Below are 18,310 nucleotides of genomic sequence, written 5' to 3' on the forward strand. Positions count from 1 at the left end.
TTGCACAGCAGCAAAAAGATGTAGCGAGATGAAAGCCATAAATAGCGCTTCTGACAGGAAGGTGCAGCCGAGCCCCCTGATGCTGAGGCTCAGATACATTTGGAATACATCGTGATATATCTTTTCTACGCACTGGCACGGCGTTTAGCCACAGCCTTTCTCAGCGTATCGATATTAAAAAGCATAGGAACTATTGAGGATAAGCCGTCATCTTCAAGCTCCTCAAAACCAAAGCGCCTGTAGAAATCGACTCGATCATGTTTAGCATCTAGGTATATCCCCTTGATTCCCGTAACGTTTTCAGCCGCTCTCAGACTGTAATCTAAAGCTGACTCCATCAGACTTGTTCCCCATCCTTTACCTTGTATTCTTTTATCGATTCCAACCATGGGAATTTTTATGACAGCTATTGTTGGTGGTAAGGCATAGGGAAAACTGGATGCCGGTACAGATTTACGCGAAAGTTGATACAAAGTGGCTGTTAAGAAGCCCACATTCTCTTCTTTCTCATTCACCAAAACTTCCGCGAAAATGTTATCGCGCGAAGCCTGCCTTTTCATTTGCGGGAGAAAATCATTAATGACTTTCTCCTCACAATCAAAGGTCTTTACCCCTTTATAAGTCTTTGCGGGGTTGAATCTTTCTAAAAATGATAGCCACAAGAGCATGGGTAATAATCAAGGAACTATATATTGTTTGAAATCGCTGGTGTTAACGTCTCAGGATCTCTCAAAGCTGTCGTCATGGCGACCAGCTACGAGAACCCTTTGTCTTCAATTAACGAAATTGAAGCGAGACTGTCTAACCTTCTCGGCAGCAATGAAACTGGTAATGTCCTTTTCGACCTCTTGTGCGCTAACGGACCAGAGTGGAACCGCTTTGTTTCGCTCAAGATGGAATATGGCCGTATCAAGCTTCATACGGCAAAAATTATTGATGAGCAGGATATTCCTGTTCAGGTCCTGAGCAAGCTGACTTTTACGTTACGCAACCACCCTGAATACCTGGAAGAGTCTGTGTTATCCCCGGATGACGTACGCCACGTTCTATCAGCGAATATGTAGCCCGTTCTTCCCCTCTTCTTCAATGCCAAATCACGCTATCTTCTTTGTTAACCCCCGCCATAAATAGTGGGGGAATATATTCCTCAACGTCTCTTACGGCGCCGATCAGAACGGAATGTCATCATCAAAATACTGGTAGTTGCCAGGGGCGCTTTGCGGTTGCTGCTGTGGCTGCCGCTGCCCGTTGCCGGGGTATGTCGTATCTGCGTCATGTTACCGGCTTCGTCGTAGGTGAGGGTGTAGCATGTATACACTGCATTATCAAAAGAGGAAAGTGGTGGCAAACTGCTGCTCTGCTGGCCGGCACCTGCTATCTCGCGACTGGTGGCTTTGACCAGCTGGTAAAGGCTGTCGTAGGCGTACGTATTCTCCGGCACCACTTTCTGGTTGCGCCAGAAGCAAGTCTCTTCGGCGTCGTTAGTAATTTTTAATACGTTGCCCACCGGGTCGTACTCATAGCGCAGGTCCTGCAGCAACCTCACCCCTGCGGCGTGCCCGGCAGGACATTGCGTTTGAATTCCGGTCAGGCGCTGCGTCTCCGCTTCGTACGTGTACGTGGTCACCACGCCGTTACCGTGCACCTCCCGCAGCTTCTGCCCGGCGGCCGAGTACGTCAGGGACTTCACGATAATCTGCTCTGTACCCCCCTTCACCGTAAGCCAACTCCCTGATAGCAGACCCGCCACGTCGTACGCCAACCGCTGCATATTACCTTTTGCGTCCGTGTTGGTCAGCGCAGCACCTGTGGCATCGGTGGTGGTCAGGGTGGTATGTCCCTCACTCTCTCCGGCAAGCTGGTCATTCCGGGCGGAGACATCCTCGCTCTGCCAGTCGGCCACCACATCCGGATTATCCGCATCCTTCAGCAGACGGCGAGTGACGGAGAGCGGCACGCCGGTGAGAGAAATGCTGCGGATCTGTACCAGACCCGCCGTGTCATAGTGGCTGAAGCAGCTACCGGCCAGATTCAGGGCTTTCTCCGCATCAGTATTGCCGGCATAGGCGAAGCGCTCCGTGATACGGAGGACTGTACCGGTAACCTGCTCGGTAATACTCAGCGGACGCCACAGCAGTTCGGTCTCGTACTGCCAGGTGCGGATGACCGCCTGGATTCGGTCGTCCATGCCTTCATACGTGGTGTTAATATTGCTGACTGAGACAAACGGCCGGCCGGCAACATCATTCAGGCTGAAGGTGGTACCATTATCCGCCCCTTGTGTACGCAGAACGCCTACGGTCAGGTCAGTCAAGTATGTGAAGTTCGCAAGGCCGGCGTCATACAGACGCGGGTCGGCGCTCTGCGTAGGCATAGTGGTGGCGGGTGATACGCTCACTGGTGACGTCTGGCGAGTCAGGATGGCGGTAATACGCGATTTCGCGCACGGTCAGACTACGGTTGTCGAGGATCGTGACCGTCGGGGTTTTACTGAAAAAAGATGTGCTCATGGTACTGTCCTTTTTATGTTATGCAGTCGGTCAGGCTGCACATTAAATCACACTGCAACCAAAAGAATTTCGCATGGATGGGTACTTTCAGAGCAGGATGTGGAAAGACTAATGGTAGTAAATTTTCATTTTCAGTTATTGTGAACACGGTGAAATGGATGGTGAGTCGGACAGGATAAACGCGAGCCCATTGTCACTTAATGTGAGCACGGAAGGATTTTCATTATCAGTTAATCTGAGCTCAAAATCGCGTTGATTGCGAGCAGGATGGATTTGATTGTGAGACGTTACAATTATGGTGGCAGGTCTGGCAGTGGGTTCGCTTGAGCTGAGCGGCTACGTTTCTTTATTCTGAGGAGTTCACATGCGTCTTGTTAACACCCTCATTACCGACATGACCGTACTGATGCTTACCTGATGTCTCTCCATCGGCAGCCACATCTGAACTTTACCAGCCTGCCTTCAGGCGGGCAGTTTTCTGATACCGCCTGCGCACGGCTAAATGATACCTCCGACAGCATGAGCACAATCAGTGTGCTTATGGCCATAGCCACCATAATTTCTGCAACAAGCAGCGTCATTAGCGAGTTCTGGTGGATGTCCTCATGTGGCTTATAAAGACATTACTAACATCGCGGTGTATTAATCAACGGGGAGCAGGTCACTACAGCCCGCAACCTGTCGAATAAACTTCATTATAAATCAAGATGTATTTCACATGTAATACACTTGTATTCGAATTTAACTTGACCGCCACAGCAAAAGTATGGATAGTTGCACTACAGATGTATTACTTTAGCATTACGATTAGGAGGTCATAGATGTCTGGCAACGAGAATGAACGGCAGGCATTCGTCATCGCCGCAATGAGTAATAAAGGCGGTCCGGGTAAAACATCCTCTACGACTAATACTGCAGTGGCTCTGGCGCAGATGGGGAAACGTGTACTGGTCATCGATGCAGATCAGCAGGCGAACGCGACAGAAGTGCTGACGCATGGCAGAAAATTCTATGCTCAGTTTGGTCCGACAATATGCGATTTATACAATAATCAGAAGTTAGATGTGCGTGATGTCATTATTCCTGCAAAAAACGGGGATGAGGATATTCCGGACCTTTTCCTGATCCCGTCAGACCCCTCTTTTGAGCGCGTCATGGAAAACAATATGGCGAGACCACATCGCGAGAAGATTTTGCTGCGTCACTTGAAACCTGTAATGGGTGAGTTCGATTTTATCCTTATTGACTGCTCGCCAGCGCTTAACCTGTCGTCAACTAATGCCGCATATGTTGCCGATCACGTTATCATTCCAATTGATGGCGGTTCTTTCTCACTGACCGGAGCCGAGACCGTGCTGGACTATCTGGATGAGATTAAAGAAGAACAGTTCTCGCACTACAGCCTGTTCCGGAATGAATTCAACAGCTCCAAGAAGAAGATGAACACTTTTCTGCAGGATGAGCTTGAAGGCAATGAGCGCTTCAAAAATAACGTGCTTGAAACCCGTATTCGCGCGGATGAAAACATTGCTCAGGCTCAGGTGGTATGCAAACCCCTCTATTTTTACAAGCGTGGCGCACTGGTGCTGAACGACTACCGGGCGATGGCCAAAGAAATCATTTCTATTAAAGAAGGAGCCCACTGATGGCCGGAAAACTCGAACGTCCACAGGTACAAAAGCCTGCAGCAGCAAAGCCAGAGCAGGAAAACCGCCTGACTAATGTCAGAAGCAAGCGTAACAGGACGACCAGTGAGACGCCGAAAACGATTCGCCTGACAGCTGATGAAAAACTGATGTGTGCAAAACTGACGGGAGCTGTTCAGGATCTGGCGCCTAGCAAAACCATAACTGATTCAACTATCCTGCGTGCGGCACTTTATCTGGCTAACCAGGCGGGCCCTGAAAAGCTGGTTAAAATGGTGAAAGAGTATCTCTGATACTTACAGAATTTCTAGTGCCAGAGCAGCGGACTGCTCTGACAGTTATAACTCACCATCTCTTCCCCCAAATATCTGATCCATACAGGGGCTGATCTCATGTGGGGAAAGTGATATTTCTGATTGGCAATTATGCCGACTCAATATTTTCTTTTATACAATATCAGTTATAAATATGAGAACAAGTTTATAAAATATTTATAAATATCATACGTGTAATTTGAGCCATTCGATAACCTTACTATCCGAGGGTGTAGTGCCGCCATTCAGAATTTCATTCTCGATTGATTTGCTTAAGCTTGAGGACAGACCAAACGTCGGTTCCAGTTCTTTTACCAGATTATTGTACACAAAATGATATCTAACAAATGCTTCCTCCGGAGATCGCACTTTTGGCAAGGCGTACGCGGTATAAAACATTGCATTTATAGCACCACGCAAATAATGCTCAAGGTTCGCTGTTAAAATATCAATGTCTGTATGAGATTCCGCGTTATGAACAATACCATTACGAAGCAGATAAAGCCTGTGAATATGGAGCGTGACTTTATTTGAATGCCTGATGATTTTTTTCCCCATCTCGCGGGGGTTAGTACAAACAAGGATCAACTTTTTAAGCATAAATCGAGCATAAAGGTATGGTTCCAAAGCTGAAAGTAATTCAGTTCTTATTCTTTCTTTTTTGATGTTCAGGTAAATTTCAGCGAGATCTGTTGTAGAAAAATTGATTCGTGCACCGTTATCATCACAGATGTGCAGGTTCAGATAACGGATGATGCCTCTGATTGCAACCATCTGTTTTAAAACATAGTCCATTCCCATACACGGAACAACAGCGTATATAATGTGTTCATCATGTCTGATGTTTTCCCGTGTAGAAACCCCAAGTGTTAGCGACTCAAGGGCGGACCAGAAGGATGTAAAGCGACTTTCTTTAGAGTGACTTCCTACGCCATTTTTGAAAAAATGAAAGGCTGAACTTATCTTTTTAACCGAGAGCTCTGATGAATTAGAGTATAACTTCCTCATGGAGTTAATAAAATGCGAAAACTCACGAACAGTCAATCTGTCTTGGTTAACATTAATCGCGTTATCAAATCCCAGAATTGTAATGGTGTTTCCTGACTCATCAGTCGCATCAAATTTATTATGAATATTAACGACGCTGTTACCTATCATACAGGCCATAACATCGAGAGATTCCATTAATATTACGTCAGCACGCATTCTGGCCGTTAGGACTGACATTCCGCTTGTCTGAATTTCAATCCGTGTTGCTTTCTTTCCCTGCAGTTTTGTAAAGGGGGTATAGGTACACCCATTGAACTGTACAGGGGGTGAGTCCGCTAACAGCATATCGTGCAACTTATCGTTTTCTATTATCAGCGTTACGGTGTATTTCTGTTCAGGGGAAAGGATTTTTTCTTTCCATGATACATATCTGCTACTGAAGTCAGGAAGGCTTTTACCCATTAATATGCGCGTGTAAAGCAGATAACACTCGGCTAAAGGCATCCCGAGCGTCAGCATGAAACTCATTATTCCATTTGATATCGAGAGAATATCATTAAGATCCTGGTCTGTGGGTTCATCTTCTGGAGTAAGTTTTCCTTCCAGCAGAATGAGAGACTCTTTAATGTAGAAGTCTTTGAGCATTACAGTCAGTTGAACGATCAGACTTTCCATCAGACTGTAATTTTTCTCGATGGCGCTTTTTAATGGATCCTTCAGAACATTAGTGCTAACCAACAGTGTTTTTATCTGGTCAGGAAGGCCCTGAAACGCACTACTTTTTAGAACAGGATCAGATTCTAACAGCCCAAAAAGCTCTTCTGCAGCCCGCATGCGCTTTTCAACGGCTTAAAATTTCGTTTTAAAACGATAAAGATACATCAGCTCTCTGAGTGCATTGAGAGGATTGTTGTAACTGACCCTGTCAGTATCAATGCTTTCTTTATGAGACAAACTGGCCCAGCACTCAATAAAAAAAATCTGCCGGGTTGTAAGACCTTCACGTACTAACCGATTATCAAGCCTCATTATGTTTGCGTCCCTGTAATCACATGGTATAATTTACCCATCATAACCCATTTGTGTTCCTCGCATGAACAGCGACGAACATCCCCGAAAAAAACGGCCCTTTCTTTTTGTCTGTGGGTAATTCCCGGAACTGATTCGGGCCAAACTTTCGAAAGCCACCCCTCAGGTGGCTTTTTTTTTGCCTCGCATAATCTTCTTTGTTGCTAAAGCCTGAACTTACTGCCTATAGGGTAACAAAACAGGCATACGGTTACCCGCCCTCCCCTGCCCCGCCTTTCCGGCCTTATCCCTCACACCGCGCGGCCTGCGGGGCCCTTCCGCGAATTAATCCCGTCCGTTCGGGGCCGGAGCTGCGGTTTTCCTGCGTAACAGATACCGGAATACGCCGGGTTTTGTTACCCTCCCCTTTGCACACCCGCAATTTATTTCGGTGGCGGCAGCTTCTGTACGGGGGCAGAATAGGCGTCAGAAGGACGATTTACGGATTTTGAAATCTGGCGGGGTTTGCCCCTGCTAAAGGGAAAGAATTCGCCCAGCGCGCCGCTGTATTACCTGTGTATTACATTTGTCACGCGGTGCCTGCGGCCACTGACAGTCTCAGACGAGGACGGTATCAATGACATTATCACCTGAAGACATCCCGGCGGTGAGCCCGGGCGGGCTTACGCTCACCCCGGCAGAGCGCCTGACGCTCCTGGAGCACGGCGTGCTGACCCTCGCGCAGCGGGACGGGAGCACCTTGGTGCTGTGGCTGAGCGGTGCCGGCGGTCTCGCTGAGCAGTACTATCCGGCGGCGCCGGCAGCCGCGCTGGACCGCTGGCGTGAGGAGTATCCGGAGGCCACGGGCGGCTACAGGGACCATGAGGAACCGGAACAGGATGACGGCTTTACGCCCTGATTTATGCGGCCGGACAGTGATTTATGTATGACAAAGGTAATTCATTTGTCATGCATGTGTGTACGCATTCAGGTACGCACCGGATTGCGATAACACGACCTTTGCATTCCTTATGTGGTTCATCCGTAATACAGAGGTAATACAAATGCAGTTCAGGAGTTTGTCATGCTGATGCCTGCGACCGGCACCACCGGTGTGGCCACGCAGAGCTGGGAAACGGCACTCGCCCTGCGCGGCATGGCGCTGCTGCAGCCCGACCTGCCGAAGTACCTGCTGGCGCCGGAAGTGGCCGTGCTGCTCAGCTGCCTTTATGACGAGCGCCAGCGCATGCTCTTTGCGTTTCTGTGGAACACCGGCGCGCGCATCACCGAGGCGCTGATGGTCACCCCGGAAGATCTGCAGCTGGACGGTCCGCGTCCGTTCGTCCGCCTGCGGACGCTCAAGCAGCGCAGCCGTGGCCGGAGACGTCCGGCAAAGGACGAGAAGGTCGCACGCGTGGTGCCGCTCCTCGATGGCGCATTCGTCCGGGAGCTGCATCGCTATCTGGCCACCTTCCGGCCCGGGCGGCGCACCCCGCTGTTTGCGGTTACGCGGAAAACGGCGTGGAGCTGGCTGCAGCAGGCGATCGACAGAGCTGATGCGGCCGGCATTGCTTTTGCGGTCACGCCGGTCAGCCCGAGAACGCTGAGGCACAGCTTTGCAATGCACCTGTTCCTGAATCACGTGCCGCCGAAGGTCGTACAGACCTATATGGGACACGAGCGCTATGAAAGCACCGAGCAGTACCTGAAGGTTTTTGCGCTGGACGTGGCACCGCAGCTGGGGATCCGGTTCAGCCTGGATGCGCAGGATTATGCGGGTATGCTTACCCGAAAATGAATTGCCTTTGTATTTCTAAAGAAATACATATGTATTACACGTTACATTTAATTCCGCTTCTCTTCTGAGGCTGACAAGGATGCTGAATGAAAAATATTCCTTCGCTTTTTACGTCTTTTACGCACGATTAGTGTCCTGCCTGGCTTTGCCCGTCCTGCTACAACCAGACGCTTCGCATCCAGGCGGGTTCGTTTAACTTCGACACGTCTGCAGCGACAAATAAAAGAGTCAGTCATGTTGATTTTGATCACGGTGACGTCTCGTATGTTTTTTCGGGGGCTGCTTGAATGTACAAGGCTGGGTTGTTTTGAAACGATAGCCGTCTCGGGTGAAGGCTGGCGCGATGAAAAGGTTCTGAAGACGCGTGAGGGCGTTGAGGTCGATATAATCGATATGTTCAGGGCAAAAGTGTTTATCCCTCCTCTTCCGCTGTTTATTCAGCCTGAGGGCTGTCCGCCAGATATTAAAGCGCAGCTGAACGTAATTTCATCCCTTCTGACGCTTGACTGTGCTGCTGCGGCCAATGCAATCAGAAGCCTTCTGGAAATACTTATGGACGTCATGGATGTGCCCAAAGTTGGCAGTCTTCACGATCGAATTGAAAAAGGACTGCATGTATTCGGGCAGGAAAGCGCGGCCATTCATGCGCTCAAGGCTGTGGGGAACGTAGGCAGTCACGGAAATGCCATTACTCACAAAGACCTTGAAGAAGCCTGCCTGATCCTCGAATTAATTGTTAAAAAATTCTGCCATGTTTCCCCGGACCTTTCAGATATTGTTCAGAGACTTAAAACTGCATTTACCATGCGGAAATAATACAAAAATGCAGTGCATATGTTTTTCTTTGTGCATACAAATGTATTGCAATTGTAGTTGTTGATATACTTTTGAGGTCGCAATGGCAACTCTTCAGGAACACAGGCAAAAGAGGGCACAGGCGCTGGCCATCCTGACTATCGACGATAACTTTGGGCACGTGTTGCCGGTGAATCTTATTCATCTCGATAAGATAGTCCCTGATGGCTGGGCTATTGTACATCCGGCGTGGCGCCAGCATCCCGACCGTGCCTTTCTGGGCATAGATTTTAACTGGCTGGCGAGGCGCGTTCAGAATCGGGATAAAATTGATGTCGGTATCTGGTGTGGTGATGAATTGTGCGGTCTTCTTTTTGCCCGCGTATCTCGCCGCCGTATCAATGTCACTTTACGCTACCTCGAATCTAACCCGTTCCCGAATCCGCTCAGTGGTTATCTTTTGCCGGTGGGGATGATCGTAGCGGAAAGCTTTGCGGAGGCGTACGGAGCCCGGACGGCGATGGTCAGCCAGCCTGACAGAGCGCTTGTGCCGCTTTACCGTTCGCAGGGCTATAAGTTCAGTGCTGCTGATGAGAACAGAGAAAAGCGTGGCTGCAAAATTCGGGCTAAGGTGCTTGTCAAACGAATGGATGGCTGAGTGTTTTGTGAGCGCCTTCTGTGCTAAATTATTCATAACTGAGGGGGGATTATGGCCATACTGAAACTGAAAACTGCTATTGAGCGTAATGCCGGGCCGGCAGCGCCCGATGTGAGCCGTCCTGGTTCTGTTCCTGCCTCTCTGACATACGGTGACTTTACCGGTGAATATCGCGCCGTGCTTGATGAACTGGTTGCTTCACGCCTGGCCCGTCATGGCCTTAAGAGTGCTGACAGCGTGAACAATGTGATGATGCAGTCTCTTATGCGGGTCGTTTATGTTGGCCAGCAGCAACGCACGCCTGTAGAACGACTTAGGGAAATGGTGACCGGCTCGGGACGCCAGCGTCGCGATCACAGTGACTGGAAGCCACAGGCTGCTATTGAGCGCCAGTCCGGAATGCTGGCAGGTTCACCGAGGCTGCGACGAATCGGTTAATGTTATAACCCGCTGCGGCGGGTTTTTTATTTTCCATCTTCATTTGTATTACATGTGTAATACAATAGCATTGCATTCACGAAGCTAAAGGGAACTGGTTGCCAGCACTCACAATACACGGGCAACAGGGATGTCATCCCATCGTGTCGTCCATGCCGGCGAAAGCATCTCCCGTTTCATCTTCCACTCTGTACTCACTCCCTGTCCTGCAAACCAGATGTTGCCCAGCCCGGACTGATTGATGCCGTCCAGCACCTTCATCAGTTGTACACTGTTGGCCCGCGGCTGCACATCATCAAAGAGACTCAGCTGACTGACGCTATTTGGGGTGAAGTCGTCGAGCATAATGCCAGCTTTCATGTACCGGCGATCTTCTAACCAGATACGGTCAAGCGATCGCATAGCGGCCTCGATAATATCACGTGTATCCTGTGTTGGCAGGCTTAGCTTCTCGCCGGCACTGTTACCATAGAAAATCTCACTCTCTGCGTGAGGTGATGTCCGGATGAAAACGCTGATGCGCCTGCAGAACTGACGTTCCCCTCTTAGTTTCTCAGCGGCCCGGGTCGCATACTGACAAAGCGCTTGCTGCATAAGTATCTTTGAGGTGATGCGCTCACCAAAAGACCTTGAACAGCAAATCTGCTGCTTAGCGGGCGGCAGTTCTTCAAGTGGGATACAGGATTCACCGTTCAGCTCACGGACAGTCCGCTCAAGCACAACACTGAAGTTTTTCCTGATAAGGGCAGGGTGCGCGTGCGCCAGCTGCAGGGCATTACTGATCCCCATCAGGTTAAGCCGTTTACCGATACGTTTGCCAACTCCCCAGACCTCCTCCACAGGCTGTTTTGAGAGAAGTGTTTCGGTACGCCGGATATTTCCTGGCGTCAGCGCCAGCACACCACGGAACTGTGGCCATTCCTTACTCGCCCACTGAGCACTCTTTGCGAGCGTTTTAGTCGGCCCCATACCCAAACCGACTGTCAGACCGGTTGTAGCCAGCACATGCGTGCGCAGGCACCGGCCAAAATGTTCAAGCCATCGATACCAGTCAGGTCCAGGAACATTTCATCGATTAAATACTGTTCCACGCGGGGTGTCATTTCTTCCAGAGCCATCATAACACGCTGACTGAGACAGTAAGTTAAGTAGAATGCAACATTGATTGAGTAAACTTTGAGCAGCAATGCTGCTGTCAGAGGTAGACACAATGATGATTACACCAAATGAGGATGTCTTAGTACTGGCGGAGCGCTGGATGAAGCTGTTGTCCGATCTGGGCCAGGCGCAGGCAACACTCACGGCCTACCGCAGTGCCCTCCGCCATTATTTTGCGTTTTGCAGCCAGCGCAGGATCGAACCTGAAAAGGCCAGTTTTGAAGACCTGGCAGCCTATATCAGCCCTCAGCTACCCGGAATGCCTTTTCCTGCAGCAAGCGCCATGCTTCAGTTGCGCCTGTCGGCGTTCAGTCTCTGGTATGACTTTCTCATGTACCTCGATCTCTTTACTGTCAATCCACTGCCCCGCTCCAGCACACCTGGCATGCTGATTTCCGGCCGGGGACTGGTTCCCCGCGTCGTAAAGTTGCCGTGTATTCCTGACGATGCGCAGTGGCAGTCCTTTCTTTTCCATGCCGCTGCTTCTCCACTCCGTGACCGCCTGATGCTGGCATTAACCTATTACGGCGCGTTGCGGCGGTCGGAAATTACTTCGCTCAGTATCGACGACTTCGACTTTGCACACCGGCTTATCCGTATCCGGGCAGAAACCACCAAGAACCGGCGTGAACCAATTGTCTGTTACAGCCCGGCAATGGTGCCCATGCTGGCCGCCCACCTTATGCACATGAAGGGGAACGGAATCGCCCAGGGTGCACTGTTTCGTTCCGCGTCCGACCGGAATCCAGGCGCGCGGCTTTCATTCTGGACCTGGAACAAAACGGTCCGGAAATGGGCGCTTGAGTCCGGGATGTCGTCAATCTCAACCCTTACCTTCCGGCACCTTCATCTGGCGCATCTGGCCCGCACAGGCTGGAAGCTGCACGAGCTTGCGACCTATGCGGGGCACCGCGATACGGTGACCATCCAGATTTATATTCATCTGTCGTGTCGGGATCTTGCCGCCAGGGTGGCGGGTGCGATTGAAGCGGCAGATATCATGATGGCGAACCTCATTTTCAGTCCGGAGAAATAATATGAGCCCGCACACACCGATTGAAAGCATCTGGCGTCCATTCGCGATATTGCTGAATACCGGCTTGAGGCGTCACTGACCTCCACTGAACGGACGGCACTGAGCAGCGCTCAGAGTCGGACCCGTATGCTGCGGATGAAACCTGCACCGGACCTTATCAGGCCACTGAAGGATATTGCCGCCGGAAGCGGATGCAGCAGCAAAATCGCCAAGCTGGTAATGGCCGGGTTGCTGCACGAAATGCATGCAACCGGCATGCCCTGCTGGTGCTGGCCGCAGGAACGCTGGCAGACGCTCTGCCGGGAAGTCAGGGAGGGCCGCCTTTTGATGGCCGCATTTACCTGGTATCTGGCAGATTTGCATGACCCGCTAAGCCTGCCCGATATCCGGAAACCGGCGCTTTGTGCCTGCGCCATCTTTGGCCAGCTTATTTATCATCAGGAACTGCACCGGCTGACCGATACGCTGACGTCGCTGGGTTATGCGCCTGCAAGTCAGAAAAATCACATATCAGGCATGCTGGCTACGCTGATGATCGTAAACAGGGATCCGCGGCTTGAGACATTTACGCCGGAACTGCTGTGGCAGGTCCAGTCCGGCATGGACGCAGGGACTTCCCAGTATATCGGGCGGGTTTCACACGGCCTCGCTGCGCTGGGTATTATCAGCGCCCCGATACGGATGCGAAACTATACAAAATGGTACGAAAAGCCTTCGGAAGGAATCGATCCGACCTGGGTGCACTGGTGCCGGCGCTGGCGCGAAACGTCTGTGCTCAGGCCGCGCACCCGTGAAAGCCAGTACAGCTTTATTCTGCGCTTTGGCCTCTGGCTTGGCAGTGAGCATCCGCAGATCCGGGAACCGACAGACTGGACCATGGAAACCTGCGCCAGCTTCATCGCGGCGGTAGGCCGGATGAACGTGGACGAACTTCAGCTGGGCACGGCACGAGGCACCCGAAAATCGGTACGATCCGGTGAGCCCATGATGCCGCATTCCAGGGCGCATTTTATCTTTTCACTGCACCGATTTATGATTGATTACGACAACTGGGGCTGGGGCCGCCTGCGATTCAGCCCTGCCCGTCATCTTTCCACACCGGATGCGCCCCCTGCTCCGTAGCGACTTCAATCCTCGTGTTATCGACGATCCGGTCTGGCTGAAGCTCATCTGGGCCAGCCTGAATCGCGTCGGGAAGATCTACTCACTGAAATACATTATCCGCTCGCCATGCTGCAGGCGATGGCTGTCATCTGGACCCATGCGGGGAAGCGCTCTGTGAGAATTAACAGGGAGCAGATCACAAATATGGCTAAGGACATTAAAGCAGCATTGGTTGCTACGGGCGGAGAGACTGCGGATGATGATTCTCTACAACAATGAATGGCATTCCTAATCTGTAATGGTGAATAGTGGTCAGATAGAGAGTAAGTTTTTATTATAACCAACATAAATAGCTTAAAATTAGCTGCCCCGATCTAATATGTTAATAACCCATCGAGGCTCATCAATCATCAAGGATTTATCAATCTCAATCTGCTCAATACGAGAGTTATATATTCGAATCAATTTGGCTAAACCTTCGCGAATGCGATCACCATCATAAGTGGAAATCTCCTCAATATTTGTACCGATAAAAATCTCAGCGGACTGCACAGATATTTGTTCGGACATGCCTACGTTATCAGCCATTTGTCTCGCTGCCTGAACTTTACTTTCAAGAGTTAAGATAACCGGTCTGTATCCGGCACTTTTGTTTTCGACACAACGCGAAATCAGTTTTTCCATAGGGGCCGTGGTGACGTGAAATGCCGTGGTACCTACCTGAAAATCGCCTTCTCGGTCAGTGTGCATATCAGCAGCGTTAGCCCTGTCTGAACCAATCTTCTCTTCCGGAAAACGTAACTGTAGTTTGGCACCTACGAGATGTTGAAGTACGGCACCTGTCGGCTTATCAGAGCGTTCTGCAGCTGCTCTGAGAATATCGCTGATGACAGAAGAGAGGGGTTTGGTATGATCAATATCGACAGTTATTCTCTGCTTGTCGAAGTAATCAAGCCGCACACACTTCGTAAAAAATATTTCAAGTTGGGATGAAATGTAAGCTGCATTAACAGGATCACTTACTAAAATTTTAGCATCGTTTAGCACGTCCCTGATAGCTGCAGCAAGAAAGACGGTTCCTCTTGAGGTGCGGCCGCCTTCTCGCGTGAAAATACGCGTTTCACCATGTTGCTCGAGGATCTTTGCGATAGCAGGTCCACTCAAACCGCGTACCTGACTCTTACCGTCACTGTAAAGTCGTTCATCAGTGATAGGCATACCGTCGGCCGCCATTCGAGAGACAATCAAACCTGCATTCATGACATTGGTATTCATTGAGCCATTTTGAGCACGCTGATTCTCGTACCAATTTTTTGCCGCTTCCAGGTATGCTTCAGTAGGGTTGAGTTTGTTCATTCACTAAATTTCCATGTGAGCTACTGAGGCCTCAAGATGAGGGGTTATCATATTTTTTGCTACCCAGCTGACCACTGGCACAACAACAGCATCTCCGAAGCCGTACTGAATATTCGAGTCACGCAAATTATCAAGCGTGAACCAGCCGGCCCCCATCAGACGTGCATACTCGAGCCCGGTCATCCAGCGAATTTTCAGTAATCCATTACCCATCATAACAACAGCCTGTTTAGAAGAGCCGCCACGAGGTGTACGGAGACAACCGGAAATATCCTCAGGCCTCATTTCCCATACCGGGATGCCATTACGCGTACGGCGATATGCAGTACGAGCTGTAGTGCCGCTCATGCTAACAAATTGATCCAGACGTTCGCGTTGTACAGTCGCCATAGATTCCCGAAAGAAAGCTACCTTATCCGCACTCCACCAGCGGGCATCATTGTCTGGAATGGTTTCAATTTCATTAGTAAAACCATTACTCAGCAGATCAGGAGCTTTCGGCAATGGCATCATGAAAGTGTTTAGTTCTGGATCTTTGTGAAGCCAAGAAAGCCAGTCAGGCCTCAAGCACGTATCCTGTTCGCCACCATTAACAGGATTCTTTACCCCAATAATGAAAAGTCGGGGGCGTGACTGAGGAACGAATCGACGGGCATCTAGTGTGATTGCATCGACTGAATAGCCCAGAGAGTTAAATTCTTTTACCGCGGCTCTTAAGTCTTCTCTTTCGTGGGAGGAGGCAAGTCCGATAACGTTCTCTAACACGATTACCTCAGGTTGGCGATCATGCATTCCTGCGATTAAATCTGTAAATCCGAAAAAGGCCGACGACTCACGTCCACCACGAAGACCGACACGTTTACCCGCTAGGCTCAGATCTGTGCAGGGGGAAGATGCCCAGGCGATATCGGCGGTAGGTAATTCCTTACTCTTCAAAGAATGAATGTCAGCAAGTAGGAAATCTCCGGATTGCCAGTGGCCTTCATACATAGCTTTTTTGTTTACGTCATAATCATTTGCCCAAACAGTTTTTATACCTGCCTGTTCCATACCGGCTCTGGCCAGACCTATACCAGCAAAGAATTCCAAAGCAGTCCATTTGGACTCGCGACGAATTGGTATTATGTTCACGCATTTTCTCCCATATTCATCCCCTCATCATCCCATAAACTGCTCTATCAGGCATTGGTAAACAAATAGTATTGAGTGCTTTTGTTCGAAGAATTGAGCTGTAATGGTAACCTGTTCCCCGTTGATTAAAACAGCCTGGTGTTTCCAATGTGCGCTTTTGGCACAAAGCGGACTGACATTAGGCGAATGTCCGCTGTGAGCGAGAAGCGGACATTGGCCCCACAGAGGATAACTAAACCTTTTTTTTGGATATTCTCTAAAAGCGAATGGTCCGGTTTACCGGGATGCTTACATCCGCAGATCACTCATGCAATGGATAAGGCTCAGGACAACATTTCCAGCGGTGACACTATTAGTGATTGTGTTCGGTGTGGCCACAGTTGCAATTGCCGTGTTCATTGCCTGGTCTCAGGTTCGCAAATACCAGAAGGGAATCGCGTAATGCTTCTTGGCCTTTACCATTAAGTCCAGCAAGCACCATGATGACGGCTGCTATCTCGGTGGCCAGGCTGCTCGCCGGTCAATGGAAATCAAAGCAGAGCGTGAAGACAGAAAGCGCCTGCGGCACACATTGGATGTGAAAAATGAAGTTATCAATGCAGTCCGAAGTTCGCATGATACTACCGTTGGCGCTCAGCTTGCCGCTGATTGGATGCGTGATTAAGCCGCCGGCTCATGGGGTGTTGTTTTGCGATGCTGCAAACCCGATTTATGTTAGCCATAGCGATCAGCTAAAGCAGGAAACGAAACGTGAGATCCTTTCCCACAACGTTCACGGTGCTACGTTGTGCCATTGGTCAAATCATCGCAACAAGTGATGATTTTGGATGTCTGATTAGCTTCAAAAAAGCAATGACAACCCAGCACCCCCCCTTTGTTTGCTGGGTAACTGACAACCAGCGGCTTGATCATTTTTGAGTAATGACGTAGATTTAGTCAACTGCTGACGAATGCGTCAGTAGTTAATGTAGACCTACGCATACTCGTAGCCTTTTCTCCCTTGATGGAGAACGCCGGAGAGGCCAATGTGGCCCACGGCCTAGTTGACCGCATAAGTAATGCTTTCGCGGTTTTCGCTGGAGAGGCCAATGCGGCACACAGCTAAGGTGGATACATGCACGACGTAATGAACGAAAAACGTTCTATTCAGACAATTCGTGATCATACCAGCATCATTGCAACGCACACTTTTAAGCAGCATATGCTTCAGGTGCGCACACTTGACAATGAAGGGATGACTGCGCCTGAAGATTTTCACTTCATTGTCACCTTCAAAGATGATGTGGACAATGCTGATGCTACGGTTAAGCCGTTGGCAGAAGTAGTCCTGCTTGGTGATCGCGTTCGTTTCATTGTTAAACCTGCGAAACAGTACCCTGAGATGGCTCGATCAATGGCCGATCTCGTTGAGATTATTGAGCATTCTATTCGTCGTTTCTTTGATACTAATGGTAGAATCATGAGCAATATTAAAGCTAATGGTTCTGCTGAGAAATGGCTCCTACACTAATAGAATCCTACAGAAAAGATCTGAGCGAGTGGCCTCACACAGGGGACACTCGTTCTGTTCGTTTCGGCTTCCTCCTTGCCTCCAGGTCACTTTTCAAAATCTCAGAACACGAAATCATCGAACCAGAGGATGATGTCGTTCGCTACGTTCTCATTGAGCGTGTAGGTGCGAACATCCCCGATGTTGAACTGAGCAACATGATTTTAGACTATGAAGATGACGGGCTAAACGAGCAGGACATTATTCAGGAACTTCTCCGATCTGCCGTCGTTGATGAGGCTAATAACGTCACCGCTGGACGGGTTGGGCTTCGTAACTATAGCTTCGTTGAAGATGGCCAAGACATAGATTGTTTCCAGGTCGCTGGAGCTTATATCCAGCCTACGAGCCATCGTAAAGGCATCATGAGCAGGACATATGTTTTCATGCTGAACTGGTATGAGCATTTAGTTTGTGATGATATGCAGACGATACCTGGTGCGCGCATTTGGGCTGGCCCGATGATTCGTGCTGGTGAAGTGCGAATCTATAATGAGAATGGCGGTTCATTCGAAGATGTGCTTGGCGAGAAAGGTATTGGTAGGCATAACGGCTTCCTGCCCTGGAACCGAGGTCGCTTATTTAACACCTCCCAATGGGACCCTAATCAGCTCCAAACTACAGTTCAAAAATTTATCGTGCTGATTATATCCCGAGGAACCTGCCTCAGAATTGGCTTTATCCCCTGAGCCATGAGCATCTACTAACCCGCTTCTGCGGGTTTTTTATTCCTCAAAATTCATATCACCGCCTACAATCTGGCCTTTACACCGTGGCCGACCCGCATTAGGCTAATAGGCACATAAGAAAACAACTTGT

17 protein-coding genes and 2 pseudogenes are annotated in these 18,310 nt (G+C 49.7%); 13 read left to right on the top strand and 6 right to left on the bottom strand.

The features are described from left to right. Nucleotides 1-125: 125 nt before the first annotated feature. Nucleotides 126-668, bottom strand: coding sequence for a GNAT family N-acetyltransferase (locus ACVKSX_RS13600; protein ID WP_242459383.1), 543 nt, complete (start codon nucleotides 666-668; stop codon nucleotides 126-128). Nucleotides 669-692: 24 nt separating this feature from the next. Between ACVKSX_RS13600 and ACVKSX_RS13605 the strand changes: the two genes are divergently transcribed. Then, nucleotides 693-1,064 carry a type II toxin-antitoxin system RnlB family antitoxin gene (locus ACVKSX_RS13605; protein WP_163763191.1) on the top strand — a complete coding sequence of 124 codons (372 nt, stop codon included), beginning with the start codon at nucleotides 693-695 and terminating at the stop codon, nucleotides 1,062-1,064. Between the two features lie 176 nt (nucleotides 1,065-1,240). Here ACVKSX_RS13605 and ACVKSX_RS13610 read toward each other — a convergent pair. Then, nucleotides 1,241-2,510 (bottom strand): annotated as a pseudogene (locus ACVKSX_RS13610) (RHS repeat protein); the annotation flags it as partial. Nucleotides 2,511-3,331: 821 nt separating this feature from the next. On the opposite strand from ACVKSX_RS13610, the gene ACVKSX_RS13615 reads away from it, so the two are divergent. Then, nucleotides 3,332-4,156, top strand: a complete 825-nt coding sequence (locus ACVKSX_RS13615) for a ParA family protein (protein ID WP_163763190.1) — start codon at nucleotides 3,332-3,334, stop codon at nucleotides 4,154-4,156. Further along, a complete protein-coding gene (locus ACVKSX_RS13620) occupies nucleotides 4,156-4,449 on the top strand; it encodes a hypothetical protein (protein WP_163763189.1) in 294 nt (97 codons plus the stop codon). Before ACVKSX_RS13615 ends, ACVKSX_RS13620 begins: the two co-directional genes overlap by 1 nt. Before the next feature lie 207 nt (nucleotides 4,450-4,656). Here ACVKSX_RS13620 and ACVKSX_RS13625 read toward each other — a convergent pair whose 3' ends face one another. Further along, entirely contained in the window at nucleotides 4,657-6,294 is a 1,638-nt protein-coding gene (locus ACVKSX_RS13625) for a hypothetical protein (RefSeq protein ID WP_163763188.1), read from the bottom strand. Nucleotides 6,295-7,105: 811 nt separating this feature from the next. On the opposite strand from ACVKSX_RS13625, the gene ACVKSX_RS13630 reads away from it, so the two are divergent. The 5 genes from ACVKSX_RS13630 (at nucleotide 7,106) to ACVKSX_RS13650 (ending at nucleotide 10,157) form a co-directional block, all read left to right on the top strand. After that, the gene (locus ACVKSX_RS13630) at nucleotides 7,106-7,387 is read left to right on the top strand and encodes a hypothetical protein (RefSeq protein ID WP_163762744.1); all 282 of its coding nucleotides are present in this window, start codon (nucleotides 7,106-7,108) and stop codon (nucleotides 7,385-7,387) included. Between the two features lie 165 nt (nucleotides 7,388-7,552). Further along, nucleotides 7,553-8,266 (top strand): tyrosine-type recombinase/integrase, encoded by a 714-nt coding sequence (locus ACVKSX_RS13635; protein WP_163762743.1) that lies wholly within the window; start codon nucleotides 7,553-7,555, stop codon nucleotides 8,264-8,266. Nucleotides 8,267-8,500: 234 nt separating this feature from the next. Continuing rightward, the gene (locus ACVKSX_RS13640) at nucleotides 8,501-9,082 is read left to right on the top strand and encodes a DUF4145 domain-containing protein (protein ID WP_242459395.1); all 582 of its coding nucleotides are present in this window, start codon (nucleotides 8,501-8,503) and stop codon (nucleotides 9,080-9,082) included. Nucleotides 9,083-9,164: 82 nt separating this feature from the next. Continuing rightward, nucleotides 9,165-9,719: a hypothetical protein gene (locus ACVKSX_RS13645; RefSeq protein ID WP_163762742.1), complete on the top strand. Its 555-nt coding sequence runs from the start codon at nucleotides 9,165-9,167 to the stop codon at nucleotides 9,717-9,719. A gap of 51 nt (nucleotides 9,720-9,770) precedes the next feature. Continuing rightward, a complete protein-coding gene (locus ACVKSX_RS13650; protein ID WP_163762741.1) occupies nucleotides 9,771-10,157 on the top strand; it encodes a hypothetical protein in 387 nt (128 codons plus the stop codon). Between the two features lie 108 nt (nucleotides 10,158-10,265). Here ACVKSX_RS13650 and umuC read toward each other — a convergent pair. Continuing rightward, nucleotides 10,266-11,299, bottom strand: a pseudogene (umuC, locus tag ACVKSX_RS13655) (translesion error-prone DNA polymerase V subunit UmuC); the annotation flags it as partial. A gap of 68 nt (nucleotides 11,300-11,367) precedes the next feature. Between umuC and ACVKSX_RS13660 the strand changes: the two are divergent. Both ACVKSX_RS13660 and ACVKSX_RS13665 read left to right on the top strand, forming a co-directional pair. Further along, entirely contained in the window at nucleotides 11,368-12,351 is a 984-nt protein-coding gene (locus ACVKSX_RS13660; protein ID WP_163762740.1) for a tyrosine-type recombinase/integrase, read from the top strand. Nucleotides 12,352-12,486: 135 nt separating this feature from the next. Further along, the gene (locus ACVKSX_RS13665) at nucleotides 12,487-13,473 is read left to right on the top strand and encodes a hypothetical protein (protein WP_242459394.1); all 987 of its coding nucleotides are present in this window, start codon (nucleotides 12,487-12,489) and stop codon (nucleotides 13,471-13,473) included. Between the two features lie 342 nt (nucleotides 13,474-13,815). Here ACVKSX_RS13665 and ACVKSX_RS13670 read toward each other — a convergent pair whose 3' ends face one another. Both ACVKSX_RS13670 and ACVKSX_RS13675 read right to left on the bottom strand, forming a co-directional pair. Further along, nucleotides 13,816-14,811, bottom strand: a complete 996-nt coding sequence (locus ACVKSX_RS13670; protein ID WP_132500181.1) for a DUF4928 family protein — start codon at nucleotides 14,809-14,811, stop codon at nucleotides 13,816-13,818. 3 nt (nucleotides 14,812-14,814) lie between these two features. Then, nucleotides 14,815-15,942, bottom strand: coding sequence for a DNA cytosine methyltransferase (locus tag ACVKSX_RS13675; RefSeq protein ID WP_163762739.1), 1,128 nt, complete (start codon nucleotides 15,940-15,942; stop codon nucleotides 14,815-14,817). 523 nt (nucleotides 15,943-16,465) lie between these two features. Between ACVKSX_RS13675 and ACVKSX_RS13680 the strand changes: the two genes are divergently transcribed. The 3 genes from ACVKSX_RS13680 (at nucleotide 16,466) to ACVKSX_RS13690 (ending at nucleotide 18,180) form a co-directional block, all read left to right on the top strand. Next, complete coding sequence (locus ACVKSX_RS13680; RefSeq protein ID WP_163762738.1) at nucleotides 16,466-16,606, top strand: hypothetical protein; 141 nt, start codon at nucleotides 16,466-16,468, stop codon at nucleotides 16,604-16,606. A 450-nt stretch (nucleotides 16,607-17,056) separates the two neighbouring features. Further along, nucleotides 17,057-17,452 carry a hypothetical protein gene (locus ACVKSX_RS13685; RefSeq protein WP_132500184.1) on the top strand — a complete coding sequence of 132 codons (396 nt, stop codon included), beginning with the start codon at nucleotides 17,057-17,059 and terminating at the stop codon, nucleotides 17,450-17,452. Further along, a complete protein-coding gene (locus ACVKSX_RS13690) occupies nucleotides 17,437-18,180 on the top strand; it encodes a hypothetical protein (RefSeq protein WP_132500185.1) in 744 nt (247 codons plus the stop codon). Before ACVKSX_RS13685 ends, ACVKSX_RS13690 begins: the two co-directional genes overlap by 16 nt. Nucleotides 18,181-18,310 lie beyond the last annotated feature (130 nt).

This window comes from Pantoea sp. PvP021, from assembly GCF_054056055.1.

Bases quoted from the DNA above. Each gene is read 5' to 3' on its own strand.
- ACVKSX_RS13640 (WP_242459395.1), top strand. From the start codon at position 8,501: ATGTTGATTTTGATCACGGTGACGTCTCGTATGTTTTTTCGGGGGCTG.
- ACVKSX_RS13625 (WP_163763188.1), bottom strand. From the start codon at position 6,294: ATGCGGGCTGCAGAAGAGCTTTTTGGGCTGTTAGAATCTGATCCTGTT.
- ACVKSX_RS13660 (WP_163762740.1), top strand. From the start codon at position 11,368: ATGATGATTACACCAAATGAGGATGTCTTAGTACTGGCGGAGCGCTGG.
- ACVKSX_RS13670 (WP_132500181.1), bottom strand. From the start codon at position 14,811: ATGAACAAACTCAACCCTACTGAAGCATACCTGGAAGCGGCAAAAAAT.
- ACVKSX_RS13645 (WP_163762742.1), top strand. From the start codon at position 9,165: ATGGCAACTCTTCAGGAACACAGGCAAAAGAGGGCACAGGCGCTGGCC.
- ACVKSX_RS13665 (WP_242459394.1), top strand. From the start codon at position 12,487: ATGAAACCTGCACCGGACCTTATCAGGCCACTGAAGGATATTGCCGCC.
- ACVKSX_RS13680 (WP_163762738.1), top strand. From the start codon at position 16,466: ATGGAAATCAAAGCAGAGCGTGAAGACAGAAAGCGCCTGCGGCACACA.
- ACVKSX_RS13615 (WP_163763190.1), top strand. From the start codon at position 3,332: ATGTCTGGCAACGAGAATGAACGGCAGGCATTCGTCATCGCCGCAATG.
- ACVKSX_RS13620 (WP_163763189.1), top strand. From the start codon at position 4,156: ATGGCCGGAAAACTCGAACGTCCACAGGTACAAAAGCCTGCAGCAGCA.
- ACVKSX_RS13630 (WP_163762744.1), top strand. From the start codon at position 7,106: ATGACATTATCACCTGAAGACATCCCGGCGGTGAGCCCGGGCGGGCTT.
- ACVKSX_RS13690 (WP_132500185.1), top strand. From the start codon at position 17,437: ATGGCTCCTACACTAATAGAATCCTACAGAAAAGATCTGAGCGAGTGG.
- ACVKSX_RS13635 (WP_163762743.1), top strand. From the start codon at position 7,553: ATGCTGATGCCTGCGACCGGCACCACCGGTGTGGCCACGCAGAGCTGG.
- ACVKSX_RS13600 (WP_242459383.1), bottom strand. From the start codon at position 668: ATGCTCTTGTGGCTATCATTTTTAGAAAGATTCAACCCCGCAAAGACT.
- ACVKSX_RS13650 (WP_163762741.1), top strand. From the start codon at position 9,771: ATGGCCATACTGAAACTGAAAACTGCTATTGAGCGTAATGCCGGGCCG.
- ACVKSX_RS13685 (WP_132500184.1), top strand. From the start codon at position 17,057: ATGCACGACGTAATGAACGAAAAACGTTCTATTCAGACAATTCGTGAT.